The sequence below is a fragment of the Vibrio sp. S12_S33 genome, from assembly GCF_963889785.1.
Classification (GTDB): domain Bacteria; phylum Pseudomonadota; class Gammaproteobacteria; order Enterobacterales; family Vibrionaceae; genus Vibrio; species Vibrio aestuarianus.
The window spans coordinates 47,419-60,843 of the sequence record NZ_CAWPQZ010000020.1 but is presented as its reverse complement, the minus strand read 5'-3'; the positions used below and the strand labels follow the sequence as shown (position 1 = coordinate 60,843).

Annotated in this window: 12 protein-coding genes and 1 pseudogene; 8 read left to right on the top strand and 5 right to left on the bottom strand. The window is 44.6% G+C overall.

Features of this window, described 5'->3' with window-relative positions; genetic code table 11:
- The 4 genes and pseudogenes from AACW06_RS20995 to AACW06_RS11065 all read left to right on the top strand — a co-directional run.
- The coding region (locus AACW06_RS20995) for a transposase (protein WP_192074488.1) at nucleotides 1-124 on the top strand (124 nt) is incomplete at its 5' end.
- A gap of 2 nt (nucleotides 125-126) precedes the next feature.
- Nucleotides 127-453: pseudogene (locus AACW06_RS11075) on the top strand (tellurite resistance TerB family protein); the annotation flags it as partial.
- 108 nt (nucleotides 454-561) lie between these two features.
- Entirely contained in the window at nucleotides 562-768 is a 207-nt protein-coding gene (locus AACW06_RS11070) for a YaeP family protein (protein ID WP_053310342.1), read from the top strand.
- Nucleotides 768-959 carry a DUF4250 domain-containing protein gene (locus AACW06_RS11065; protein WP_053310343.1) on the top strand — a complete coding sequence of 64 codons (192 nt, stop codon included), beginning with the start codon at nucleotides 768-770 and terminating at the stop codon, nucleotides 957-959. The genes AACW06_RS11070 and AACW06_RS11065 overlap by 1 nt, the downstream gene beginning before the upstream one ends.
- 101 nt (nucleotides 960-1,060) lie before the next feature.
- Here the strand turns inward: AACW06_RS11065 and AACW06_RS11060 are convergent, their stop codons facing one another.
- Nucleotides 1,061-1,294 (bottom strand): DUF3622 domain-containing protein, encoded by a 234-nt coding sequence (locus AACW06_RS11060; protein WP_053310344.1) that lies wholly within the window; start codon nucleotides 1,292-1,294, stop codon nucleotides 1,061-1,063.
- A gap of 429 nt (nucleotides 1,295-1,723) precedes the next feature.
- Nucleotides 1,724-5,620 (bottom strand): phosphoribosylformylglycinamidine synthase, encoded by a 3,897-nt coding sequence (gene purL / locus AACW06_RS11055; protein WP_192075093.1) that lies wholly within the window; start codon nucleotides 5,618-5,620, stop codon nucleotides 1,724-1,726.
- 313 nt (nucleotides 5,621-5,933) lie between these two features.
- On the opposite strand from purL, the gene mltF reads away from it, so the two are divergent.
- Both mltF and AACW06_RS11045 read left to right on the top strand, forming a co-directional pair.
- A complete protein-coding gene (gene mltF, locus AACW06_RS11050) occupies nucleotides 5,934-7,466 on the top strand; it encodes a membrane-bound lytic murein transglycosylase MltF (RefSeq protein ID WP_192075092.1) in 1,533 nt (510 codons plus the stop codon).
- A 203-nt stretch (nucleotides 7,467-7,669) separates the two neighbouring features.
- A complete protein-coding gene (locus AACW06_RS11045) occupies nucleotides 7,670-7,804 on the top strand; it encodes a hypothetical protein (RefSeq protein WP_255091331.1) in 135 nt (44 codons plus the stop codon).
- A 43-nt stretch (nucleotides 7,805-7,847) separates the two neighbouring features.
- On the opposite strand, the gene tadA is transcribed toward AACW06_RS11045, so the two are convergent.
- Nucleotides 7,848-8,360 (bottom strand): tRNA adenosine(34) deaminase TadA, encoded by a 513-nt coding sequence (gene tadA / locus AACW06_RS11040; RefSeq protein ID WP_192075091.1) that lies wholly within the window; start codon nucleotides 8,358-8,360, stop codon nucleotides 7,848-7,850.
- Nucleotides 8,361-8,393: 33 nt separating this feature from the next.
- Nucleotides 8,394-9,260, bottom strand: coding sequence for a LysR family transcriptional regulator (locus AACW06_RS11035; protein ID WP_192075090.1), 867 nt, complete (start codon nucleotides 9,258-9,260; stop codon nucleotides 8,394-8,396).
- A gap of 201 nt (nucleotides 9,261-9,461) precedes the next feature.
- Here AACW06_RS11035 and AACW06_RS11030 point away from each other — a divergent pair, with 201 nt between their 5' ends.
- Nucleotides 9,462-10,595 (top strand): S-(hydroxymethyl)glutathione dehydrogenase/class III alcohol dehydrogenase, encoded by a 1,134-nt coding sequence (locus AACW06_RS11030; protein ID WP_192075089.1) that lies wholly within the window; start codon nucleotides 9,462-9,464, stop codon nucleotides 10,593-10,595.
- Nucleotides 10,596-10,657: 62 nt separating this feature from the next.
- A complete protein-coding gene (fghA, locus tag AACW06_RS11025) occupies nucleotides 10,658-11,500 on the top strand; it encodes an S-formylglutathione hydrolase (protein WP_192075088.1) in 843 nt (280 codons plus the stop codon).
- A gap of 70 nt (nucleotides 11,501-11,570) precedes the next feature.
- Here the strand turns inward: fghA and AACW06_RS11020 are convergent, their stop codons facing one another.
- Complete coding sequence (locus tag AACW06_RS11020) at nucleotides 11,571-13,130, bottom strand: AbgT family transporter (RefSeq protein WP_192075087.1); 1,560 nt, start codon at nucleotides 13,128-13,130, stop codon at nucleotides 11,571-11,573.
- Between the last annotated feature and the right edge of the window lie 295 nt (nucleotides 13,131-13,425).

The window sequence follows — 13,425 nt, the reverse complement described above, 5'->3', positions numbered from 1 at the left end:
CACCTGCACACTGGAAGGGATGAACAACAAGATAAAGCTAATCAAGCGAATGGGTTATGGGTATCGAGATACAGACTACTTCTTCTTGAAGATAAAAGCGGCTTTCCCCGGAAAGCCGCGATGAACCTTTTAAAAGCGATGATTGCCGCTGCAAAAGCCGATGGTCACGTTGACGAACAAGAGATGAGTAAAATTGAGCAAGCGATAGTTGAAATGAGGGCTGATACTCAGCTTCAACAACTCGTTAAAAATGAATTACACAAGCCATTAGACCCTGCGGCTATTGCTCAGCTAGCCACAACACCAGAGCAAGCCAGTGAACTTTATCTCGCTTCACTACTAGTTGCTGATGAACAAAACTTCATGGAAAAAGCATACTTAAATGAGTTAGCTAAACAGCTTCGCTTGGCTGATGATCTTGTCTTAGCTCTTGAGCAGCAAGCCAACGCTTAAACTTTCGCCATTTAAAACCAGAGTTTGCGCAAGAGCAAGTTCTGGTTTTGTCTTTCCTAAAATCAATGTGTATATTGAGAGCAGTTATCATTTATTAGGATTCAGACCATGCAAGTTTACGGTTGTTGTGATTTAGTACGTGAGCTTTACGCTCAAATTGGCAGTGGTGATCAAGCCTATATTCCTCAAGCTATTTCTTGCGCTGTTAAAGCACTTAATGATGTAGCAGCCAACCAATCGTTACCGAAGGAAGTGCGTGAGCAAGCAGCCTTTGCTGCTGCGAATCTGTTAATTTCAGACTTTGAGGATAAGTAATGAACTTAGCAAATTTTGCTTCAATGGATCCCATCATGTTGATGAGTATCGTGAACATGAAATTGCGTGATGACTTTAGTGGTGATCTTGACAAACTGGCCAACTACTTTGATATTGATCGCGCCGCATTAGAGGCTCGTCTTGCCAGTGCTGGCTTTGAATTTCTAACCGAGGTTGGTCAATTCAGATAGCTACTGACTAAATCGGCGCTTATAACTGAACGAAAAAAAGAACCCCGCTCACCGAGCGGGGTTCTTCATTGTTAGTACAGCATTATCTTTTTAATAAAGAATTACGCTTTTTTCTCTTTTCTTGATTCTGCTTTGCGTTCATTACGCTTCACTTGGTTTTCAATAAAACCTGCTAGCTCTTTCTCAGCCCAAGTTTTCGCAAGCTCTTCACTTTCAAAACCAGTTTCACGCTTTGATACTGTGCTTCTGTGAGCGGTTACTTGACGAACAATTTCAGCCGCCCAACCATTACGTTTTTCAGTCACACGGATAGTGAATTTTTTACTTTCAGACATTTTCGTTTTCCTAAGGGAAGAATAAGGGATTATACCAATCACAGTAAATAAGTGATCAGAAATAGCGCAGGAAAAAGGCTTGAGAACAAGGCAGGATTTTTCGATAAGTAGTTATTCTACAATCAAAAATTCTAACGCAGTTATCGAGCATTTTAACCAGCTAGGATGAACAGTTATTTACTACGATTGGGATTACTCATCAACGTTAACCATAATCATCACAGTAAGCCAGATATTGATTACGATTGGTATCACTCCACTTTGTAGAGTATGTTGAACACCATCCCTTGGTAAGCGCGGCATTAGAGCATAAATCACAGATCTTTTCCGCATATTTTACAAAATTTTCGCTCACAGCATAAATAAGAAAAGCCGCTGAAATGCAGCGGCTTTAATCTTATCAGTCAAATCACGAAATGAATGACATCATTAACCCAGATTTTTACGTGCATTTTGGAACATACGCATCCAAGGGCTGTTTTCACCCCATGAATCTGGATGCCAAGAGTTCGCGACGGTACGGAACACGCGCTCTGGGTGTGGCATCATAATAGTAACGCGCCCATCGGTTGTGGTTAAGCCCGTAATCGCGTTTGGTGAACCATTCGGGTTATTCGGGTATTGCTGAGTAACTTGACCATTATTGTCGACAAAACGTAGTGCAACAGTAGCTGATTGTTCAATAGCTGCAAGATGCGCCGTATCACGCACTTCGACACGACCTTCGCCATGAGAAACCGCAATTGGCATACGTGAACCAGCCATTTCATTGAAGAACAATGAGTCTGATTTTTGTACTTCAACTAAGCTAAAGCGAGCTTCGAAACGCTCTGATTCATTGCGTACAAAACGCGGCCACAAATCTGCACCTGGGATCAACTCTTTGAGGTTAGATAGCATTTGACAGCCATTACACACACCTAATGAGAACGTATCTTCACGCGTGAAGAAGTTTTCGAACTGATCACGTGCTTGTGCATTAAACAGCACGGATTTAGCCCAACCTTCACCCGCACCCAATACATCACCGTAAGAAAAACCACCACATGCCACAAGGCCTTGATACTCTTCTAACGCTGCTTGACCAGTTAAGATATCGCTCATGTGAATATCGGTCGCTTCAAAACCAGCACGGTCGAACGCCGCCGCCATCTCAACATGAGAGTTCACCCCCTGCTCACGTAGAATTGCCATTTTCGGTTTAGCACCTTTAGCAATGTATGGCGCGGCAATATCTTGGTTTACATCAAAACTCAATTTAACGTTTAGACCTGGATCGGTGTTGTCTTTTTTCGCGGCAAATTCTTGGTCTGCACACGCTGGGTTATCACGTAGAGCTTGCATCTTGTGCGTAGTTTCTGCCCAGATAGTACGTAGCTCAGTACGGTTACGCTCTAAAACTACTGTGTCGCCAGAGGTAATCACTAGCTCATCAGACGCTCCAACGCTGCCGATAACATGTGAGCATGCTTCTAAGCCGTTTGCTGCCAGAGTAGAAAGAACAGCATCTAGATCGTCGTTCTTAACTTGAAGGACTGCACCTAGCTCTTCATTAAATAACACAGCCAACGCATCATCGCCTAGTGCAGCAATGTCGGCTTTCACACCACAGTGACCTGCAAACGCCATCTCAGCCAGAGTAACAAACAAACCACCATCGCCTTTATCGTGATAAGCGACGATTTGATCATTAGCGACCAGTGCTTGAATGCCTTCATAGAAGCCTTTTAGCTGGGCTGCGTTGTCAACGTCTGCAGGTTTATCACCAAGCTGCTTGTAAACTTGCGCCAGTGCCGTGGCACCTAAGCGGTTTTTGCCATTGCCTAGGTCGATAAGAACCAACGATGTATCACCTTTATCAGTACGAAGTTGTGGCGTAATGGTTTTACGTACATCTTCAACACGAGCAAACGCCGTGATGACAAGAGAAAGTGGCGAAGTCACTTCTTTTTGCTCACCGTTTTCATCCCACTTGGTTTTCATCGACATCGAGTCTTTACCAACAGGAATCGTCAGACCAAGCGCTGGACACAGCTCTTCACCGACCGCTTTCACCGCTTCGTAAAGACCAGCATCTTCACCTGGGTGACCGGCGGGAGACATCCAGTTTGCTGATAGTTTAATGTGTTTGATATCACCGATGTTGGTTGCAGCAATATTAGTAATCGCTTCACCAACGGCTAAACGAGCTGATGCACCAAAGTCAAGCAAAGCTACCGGCGTACGCTCACCCATCGACATCGCTTCACCATGGTAAGTATCGTAGCTGGCTGCGGTGACTGCACAGTTTGCCACTGGCACCTGCCATGGCCCAACCATTTGGTCACGTGCAACTAACCCCGTTACCGTGCGATCACCAATGGTGATAAGGAAAGTTTTCTCGGCAACCGTTGGTAGGCGTAAAACACGATCAACCGCTTCGTTAAGTTCAATACCACTGCGATCGATGGCTGGGTTGTTTGCTTTTAGCGTTTTCGCATCACGGTGCATCTTAGGTGTTTTACCTAATAGGATGTCCATTGGCATATCGATTGGCGTGTTGTTAAAGTGTGAATCTTCAAGCTTGAGCTCACGTTCTTCTGTCGCTACCCCAACCACTGCATATGGTGCACGTTCACGTTTACAAATTGCATCAAAGACAGCCATATTTTCAGGAGCGACAGCCATTACGTAACGTTCTTGTGACTCATTACACCAGATTTCTAACGGACTCATACCCGGCTCATCGTTTGGCACATCACGCAGTTGGAAAATACCGCCACGTTCGCCATCATCCACAAGCTCTGGAAGTGCATTAGAAATACCGCCCGCGCCCACATCGTGGATAAACGCGATGGGGTTTGCATCACCTAGCTGCCAACAGCGGTCAATCACTTCCTGACAACGACGTTCCATCTCTGGGTTTTCACGTTGTACTGAAGCGAAATCAAGATCTTCTGCTGATTGACCAGACGCCATTGACGAAGCCGCTCCACCACCAAGGCCGATATTCATAGCCGGACCACCAAGCACGATTAGGCTTGCACCGACTGGAATTTCTTTCTTCTGTACGTGCTCGTCACGGATGTTACCCATGCCACCTGCGATCATAATCGGCTTGTGGTAACCACGTACCTCTTCGCCCGCGTGAGAGTTTACTTTCTCTTCGTAAGTACGGAAGTAACCTAATAAGTTTGGACGACCAAATTCATTGTTGAATGCCGCGCCACCAAGTGGCCCTTCTAGCATGATATCTAATGCGTTAACGATTCGACCTGGCTTACCAAAGTCTGCTTCCCATGGCTGTTCAAAACCTGGAATACGTAGGTTAGAGGTGGTAAAACCAACCAGACCCGCTTTAGGTTTACCGCCAATACCGGTTGCACCTTCATCGCGGATTTCACCGCCAGAACCAGTAGAAGCACCAGGCCAAGGAGAGATAGCTGTTGGGTGGTTGTGTGTTTCCACCTTCATCAAAATATGTGCTTTCTCATGGCTGTAGCCATATTGACGAGTTTCTGGATTTGGGAAAAAGCGTCCTACCTCTGACCCGACCATCACCGCAGCGTTGTCTTTGTAAGCCGATAGAACGTGATCTGGCGTCACTTCAAAGGTGTTTTTGATCATCTTGAACAGTGATTTATCTTGCTTTACACCATCAATGGTCCAATCAGCGTTAAAGATTTTGTGGCGGCAATGTTCAGAGTTCGCTTGCGCAAACATCATCAATTCGATGTCGGTTGGATTACGCTTTAGTTTAGAAACAAAGCTTTCGAGCAAGTAATCGATCTCATCCTCTGCCAATGCAAGGCCAAGGGTAACGTTTGCTTGTTCAAGTGCAGCACGACCACCGTTTAGTAGATCAACATCCGCAACCGGAGCAGGTTGTGCCACTTTAAATAGTGCATTGGCCGCTTCAAATTCTGTAAATACCACTTCCATCATGCGGTCATGAATCAACGATTGAATGGCGTTGATCTGTTCAGCAGAAAGCTCACCTTCAGACTCAATGTAATAAGCGGTACCGCGTTCCAAACGCTTTACATTAGCTAAACCACAGTTATGAGCAATATCTGTTGCTTTCGAAGACCAAGGAGAAATTGTGCCCGGGCGAGGAGTAACAAGGAGAAGAAGACCTTGTGGTTCATGCTCTTGAATGGTTGGGCCGTAAGTAAGAAGCTTCTCTAACTTTTCGAGTGCTTGAGCGTCTAAATCTGCTGAGAGATCGGCAAAATGCATGAACTCCGCGTAAATACCAGAAACAGGTAATTGCTGTTCACGACAAAGTTCAACGAGTTTGTTAACACGAAACTCGGAAAGAGCTGGGGAGCCACGCAAAATTCTCATGTGCTTAGGTCTCTTATACAGTGGGTTGAGGTGTAATTGGAATGAACTCACAAAAACTTAAAATACAATAAGTTAAAACAAAAAACTTGAATTCATACCAATTTAACCTCCAACTTTCGAGCGCATTATAAAGGAATTCTTTTTGTGACGTAACACCAAAAGCAACCGTTTGCGTCATTTTTTTTGTCAAATTTGAAATACACCCATATTCAGGCGGCAACCGACACTTTTGCAGCCATTTTTAATCTGGAACTTTGCCAATATGGCGGCCTTTGATATAAAGGTATCAATTGATGTAAGAGATCTCCCTTAAATGCCCAACTATTATTTAAATCAGCTTCATCGCTCACTACTTCTGTTACTACTCCCTTTGTTGATCGTTGGCTGCCAAATTGATTCCGATCCGAAAAGCGAACTCGATCATATTCGCGAACGTGGTGTATTACGTGTTGGTACGATTAACAATCAGCTTTCTTACTATATTGGTCCTGATGGCCCATCAGGGTTAGATTACGAATTGGCTCGTGACTTTGCTAACGAGCTCGGCGTTAAATTAGAGATGAAACCGGCTTATCGCTTATCGAGCCTGTTCCCTGCACTCAAAAATGGCGAGATAGACATGATCGCCGCGGGTTTAAGTCAATCAACTCAGCACTTAAAAGGGTTTAGAGCAGGGCCAGCCTACTACTATGTCAGCCAGCAAGTGGTGTATAAAAAAGGCTTGTGGCGACCAAGAAACCTAGACCAGTTACTAGCAAAGCAGGCTGAGCTAATAGCAGAGGATCAGGGCAACGATATTTTTTCTATCGTCGAAGAGTCTCATTTTGAAAATACCTTAAATGCCATAAAGCAAGCTCATCCAGACTTTCAATACCGCGTTGATCGCAACGCAGATGTCACAGATCTACTCAAACAGGTCTCTGAAGGCAAGTTGCATTTCACCATGGCCGACTCGGTTGAAGTCTCGCTTTCGCAACGTGTGAACCCCGATTTAGCGGTTGCTTTCGAATTAACCGAAGATCAGCCGATTGCTTGGTACGTTAAACGTTCCGAAGATGAAAGCCTTTACGCTTTAATGATTGAATTTTTTGGCAACCTAAAACAATCAGGCCATTTAGCCGCCTTGGAAGAGAAATACATTGGACACGTTGGCACGTTCGACTATGTCGATACTCGCGCTTTCATACGCGCTTTAGATAGCCGATTACCTAAGTGGTCTCCTCTTTTCCAGAAATATTCAGATGAATTTGACTGGCGCTTAGTAGCCGCACTGGCTTACCAAGAGTCACATTGGAATCCACGTGCCAAATCGCCAACAGGGGTGCGAGGCATGATGATGTTGACTCTGCCCACCGCAAGAAGTGTTGGTGTTGCCAATCGACTCGATCCTGAACAATCGGTGCGAGGTGGCGTCGAATATTTACGTAGAATGGTCAAACGAATTCCTGATTCAATTTCAGAGCATGAAAAGATTTGGTTTGCTCTTGCCTCTTATAATGTCGGTTATGGGCATATGATGGATGCCAGACGCTTAACCAAGTTGCAAGGCGCTAACCCTGATTCGTGGACCGAGGTTAAAGAACGCCTGCCATTACTGAGACAGAAAAAATACTTCAGCCAAACGCGTTATGGGTACGCAAGGGGCGATGAAGCAAAAGCATATGTGGAAAACATTCGTCGTTATTATCAAAGTATTATCGGCCACGTTGATCAACAAAATGCGTCACAGTCAGAATCTGACACCGCTGATTTAGTCGTAATCAATATTGAAGATGAAACGCTGCTTGATGAGGCCGAAAGAGAAGCAGCTCAAGATGCAGAAGAGGCGAATAGCGCCCCGCAATAATGTATTCCCATTACTTCGTGTGGACAAAAAATGCGCACTTGATTTTCAGGTGTGCAACCCATACATCAAATTGTGAGCCAGATCGTTTCACAAGCTTCATATTACGGTAACAATCAGGCTCTATAAAGACAGACTTACATTGTCAAAAGGCACCCTAAACGGTTAGGGATTATTGTCAAAACTTAGCAGTAGGAGGTTGTTTTATGCTTAAACGTAGAACGCAGTCAAAACACCTTAGTAAAACCGTATCAGCGAACCGCCGTAAGCGCATGCTGGCCAATAATAAAAAGAAAATTATTTGGCGTAATCGTGCATTTATGCAATTGCTCGCTTCTTAGATCAACAAGCAAACATCTACATCGCTAGATGTTTGCTAAAAACTCACTCTTTCTCTTGTTCTCTTTTTAACTTCTTCGCTGTTTGGATCTCTGCTCTTCTTCTCTTAAAAAAACTCTGTAACTGAGTTCGACACACATCTTCTAACAACCCTTTTTCAATGGTTGCATAGTGATACGATGCTTGGCTTTCAAATAAATTCAGCACTGTACCTGCAGCCCCAGCTTTAAGATCTGGCGCACCATAAACAATGCGCTTTACTCGGCTATGCAGCAGCGCTCCTGCACACATAGGGCACGGCTCTAAAGTGACATACAACGTTGTGTCTAACAGACGATAATTACTGAGCACATGACCAGCTTGACGCAATGCTTGAATTTCAGCATGAGCGGTTGCATCGTGGCTGCCAATCGAACAATTCCATCCTTCAGCAATAATCTCACCACTTTTGACAAGTACGGCCCCCACCGGCACCTCACCGGCTTGTTCCGCTATATCGGCCAACTCGATAGCACGGCGCATAAATTGATGATCTTGAGGAGTAAAACTCGTATTCATAGTTCGCGTATTTCTCTGTTATTGTTGTTAGGGTTATAGCGCATCAGCAAGAAAGTCGACCAGCAACCTCACCTTAGATGACAAATGACGATTGTGAGGATAGAGTGCCCACACGCCCTCGCGATCATCACGATACGACAATAGCACTTCCACCAGCTCACCTGACGCTAAATATGCCTCTACGTAATAATCTGGTAATTGTACCATTCCAATACCTTGCAACGCGGCATTAAGTAACGCCACACCGCTATTGCACTTAATTTTACCTTTAACACTTATCTGACGAGAACGCTGATTATCTTTAAAGCGCCAATGTCCCATCGTTCCTTGTAAACATTGATGATGAGCCAGTTCAGACAAAGTGTGTGGCGTACCATACTGAGCCAAATAGCCAGGACTTGCGCAAACAAACAACTGCCGATTACTCAATTTTTTAGCAATAAAGCTCGAATCTTCTAATTGCCCAAGACGCACCGCAACATCAACCCCTTGTTCAATAAGATCGAGCTTTTGGTTAGTCAGAATCAAGTCTAATTCCAGTCGAGGGTGCTGTTGTAAAAATTGATTCAGCAATGGCGCCACTTTTTGTTCACCATACGTCACGGGCGCGGTGATCTTTAATAAGCCAGAGGGGGTTTGCTGCATTTGGGTTACTGTAAGCTCTGCTAACTCTAACCCTTCCACCAACTGACGACATTGATGATAATAAAGTTGCCCCGCTTCAGTCAGCGAGACCTTTCGCGTTGTTCGTTGCAATAATTTAACCGCCAAACGCGCTTCCAATGTCGCAATACGACGACTTACATTAGCCACTGAAGTCGCCAGTCTGTGTGCCGCAGATGTAAAACTACCAGTCTCAGCGACCGCTACAAATTCATTAATGCCTTCCCAATTTGCCATTTCGATTATTACTGATACGTAAAAGTGATTCTCATTTTAGACTGATTATAAAAATTTTAGAAATAAATATACTGTCATTAACACTCAGCGACATTCGCTGTTATACCTATATCAAAGCCCATCTACTGAATCAGCGATGCTTAAGCAAAGTCACACGAATGACTCATTGGATACAACCATCCAGGCGAAAAGGAAAACATTATGTCACAACCTCAATTCATTAAATCTCGTGCTGCTATTGCATGGGGACCAAATCAACCTCTGAAAGTCGAAGAAGTTGACGTCATGTTGCCTAAAAAAGGCGAAGTGTTGGTACGTATTGTGGCGACCGGAGTATGCCACACCGACGCCTTTACCCTTTCAGGTGAAGACCCAGAGTGCATCTTTCCTGCCATTTTAGGCCATGAGGGCGGTGGTATTGTCGAAATGGTTGGCGAGGGTGTAACGAGCGTCAATGTCGGTGATCATGTAATTCCTCTCTACACCGCAGAATGTGGTCAGTGCAAGTTTTGTCAATCTGGCAAAACTAACCTTTGCCAAGCGGTGCGTGAAACTCAAGGTAAAGGATTGATGCCCGATGGCACCACACGCTTTTATAAAGACGGCCAACCCATCTTCCATTACATGGGTTGCTCTACCTTTTCTGAGTACACCGTATTGCCGGAAATTTCATTAGCCAAAGTCAATAAAGATGCGCCATTAGAAGAAGTTTGTTTACTTGGGTGTGGCGTAACTACTGGTATGGGCGCAGTGCTTAATACCGCCAAAGTTAAGCAAGGTGATACCGTGGCGATCTTTGGCTTAGGCGGCATTGGTCTTTCGGCGATAATTGGGGCGAGAATGGCTGGTGCGAGCCGCATTATTGGGATTGATATCAACGAAAGTAAGTTTGAATTAGCGACTCAGCTAGGCGCGACCGATTGCATTAATCCGCGAAAGGTCGATAAACCAATCCAAGATGTGATCATTGAGATGACTGATGGCGGTGTTGATTTTTCTTTTGAGTGTATTGGTAACGTCAACGTGATGCGTCAAGCACTCGAATGTTGTCACAAAGGCTGGGGGGAATCTGTCATTATTGGGGTTGCAGGTGCTGGGCAAGAAATTTCAACCCGTCCTTTCCAATTAGTGACCGGTCGAGTATGGCGAGGTAGTGCATTTGGGGGCGTTAAAGGTCGCTCAGAACTACCAGAAATCGTTGAACGTTACATGGCTGGCGAGTTTGGTTTGCAGGAATTCATTACTCACACGATGGGCTTAGAAGATATCAACCATGCTTTTGAACTCATGCATAAAGGGGAAAGTATCCGCTCTGTGGTTCATTTTGATAAATAACGACTTCAGTTCACACCTTCAGTCAGCAAGCACCTCTCATAAGGTGCTTGATAGGTCATACTATGAATATTGAAAATATTAGCCAAGCCAAAGTCTTCGGTGGCTGGCATAAACAGTACACACATCGATCACAAGCGTTGGGATGTACCATGCGTTTCGCCATTTTCCTTCCCCCGCAAGCTGACCATCACCCCGTTCCGGTTCTGTATTGGTTATCCGGCTTAACCTGTAACGATGAAAATTTCATGCAAAAAGCAGGTGCTTTCAAAGAGGCGGCCAAGTTAGGTATCGCGATTGTCGCGGCTGATACTAGCCCGCGAGGAGAAGGAGTGCCTGATGATCCACAAGGTTGCTACGACTTAGGTTTAGGCGCGGGGTTTTATCTCAATGCAACCCAAGCGCCTTGGTCTCAGCACTACCAAATGTACTCGTACATCGTACAAGAACTGCCAGATTTGATTGAGCAACATTTTCCAGTCAATGATAAGCGCGCCATATCAGGACACAGCATGGGAGGCCATGGAGCGCTGACCATTGGATTAAAAAATACTACACGCTATCAATCAATATCCGCTTTCAGTCCTATCTGTAACCCTATGCAATGTCCTTGGGGACAAAAAGCATTTCGACATTACCTTGGTAATGATCAACAAGCTTGGAAAGCTTATGACGCGGTTGAGATCTTAAGTTCACACACGTCCAAGCTGCCAATTTTGGTTGATCAGGGAGAAGAAGATACTTTTTTACACGCGCAGTTAAAACCAGAACGACTCGCAGCGGCAGCGCAAGCTTCAAATAGCCCACTCACTTTAAGAATGCATAAAGGCTACGATCATAGTTACTTTTTTATTCAAAGTTTCATTGAGGAACATTTAGCCTTCCATGCACAACATCTCAATCCATAAGCTTCGAATCGTCCACAAAAAAGCCCGTGAACAGTATCACGGGCCTTCTTGACTTGATTTGAAGCATCACTTACATGCTGTAAGTATATGGTGCTTGCACGCCCAGAGGGATACCGAAAGCCCAATAAGCCAGCAAGAAAATCGTCCAACCGATAAGCATTGCAATTGAGAACGGCATCATCAATGACGCTAATGTACCAATACCTGTTGATTTCACATAACGTTGGCAATAAACCACAACCAGTGGAAAGAACACCATTAGCGGAGAGATAATGTTAGAAACTGAATCACCTACACGGTAAGCCGCTTGCGAGAGTTCAGGAGAGATCCCCACCGCCATTAACATTGGTACTAGAATTGGACCAATTAATGCCCACTTAGCTGACGCAGAGCCTACCAACAAGTTAACGCACGCTGTCAGTAGAATCATACCAACAATCGTAGCCTGACCAGGTAGATCCATCGCTTTGAGACCTTCAGCGCCATACAACGCCAACATAGTACCGATATTCGATTGACCAAATGCTGATAAGAACTGAGCACAGAAGAACGACATAACAATGTACGCGCCCATCGTTGCCATCGTTGCAGACATTGCTTTAATGACATCATTGCTGTTTTTAAAAGTACCAGCGACACGGCCATAAACAATACCCGGAATAATAAATAGGATAAAAATCAGTGGCACGATAGATTTCATCACTGGTGCAGAGAATGCGGTGAGCTCACCATCAGGTGAACGGAGTGCTGAATTTTCAGGGGTCAGTGCTGCCACAAGCAAACCAATACCGACAATCATTGCCCACCCCGCATACTTAAACGCTTTTGATTCAATCGCAGTAAAAGTACCTAAATCGGGTGCGGTTTCTGCATCTTCATCAACAGGCATTTTAGCCAAACGTGGCTCAATGATTTTCTCTGTCACGTACCAACCAATCGCCACAATGATGATTGATGAAAGGCCAGTGAAGAAAATATTCGCTAACGGGTTAACCACATAGTCAGGATCCAGTACTTGAGCAGCCGTTTGAGTAAAGCCAGCCAGTAGTGGGTCAATACCTGAAGGAATAAAGTTCGCTGAAAAACCACCCGATACACCAGCAAAAGCCGCGGCAATACCAGCTAATGGATGACGCCCCGCAGCATGGAAGATAATACCGCCCAATGGAATGACCAGTACATAACCAGCATCAGCGGCAGTATGGGAAACAATAGCCACTAAAATCAACATTGGGGTAAGAAGCTTAGCGGGTGTGAAGTTCAGCATTTTCTTCAAACCCGTGGTGATAAAGCCTGAAGAGTCAGCAACACCAACACCAAGCATGGCGACCAAAACGATGCCTAATGGCGCAAAACTGGTGAATGTGGTGACCATATTCGCTAAAAAACTCGCAAGCGCTTGGCCAGTCAGTAAGTTGTTAACTTGCAGTGCTTCACCCGTGCGAGGATTGATAAGATCGAATGTAACATTCGACAAAAGTGCAGATGAAACCCAAACAATAACCAGTGCCCAGAAAAACAAAATAGCAGGATCTGGGATTTTGTTACCTGCTCGTTCAATAAAGTTTAAAAAGCGATCCATGCTGCTCGGCTTCGGTGATGGTGCTTGTTGTGTCGCTTGGTTACTCATTGGTAACTCCATATGTAATGTTGCATTCGCAGGTCTTCGTAAAATAGTTTTTCGACCCAATAATTAGCGATAATTCTATAAAAAAGCGAAAGCTAAAACACAATGCCTTGTGTGTTTTTGCAAAAATGGAGACATAACTTGTAAAAACAGCACCACACTACAACAATCCACATACAAGCAAATATCAATTAGCACTACAAACAGATAACCTTAGCGCAAAAACATTGATTCCATTTATGAGTAAACACTGAGTTAGCAAAAAAATAAATACTCGTATCAATCGGCGTTACCTCAT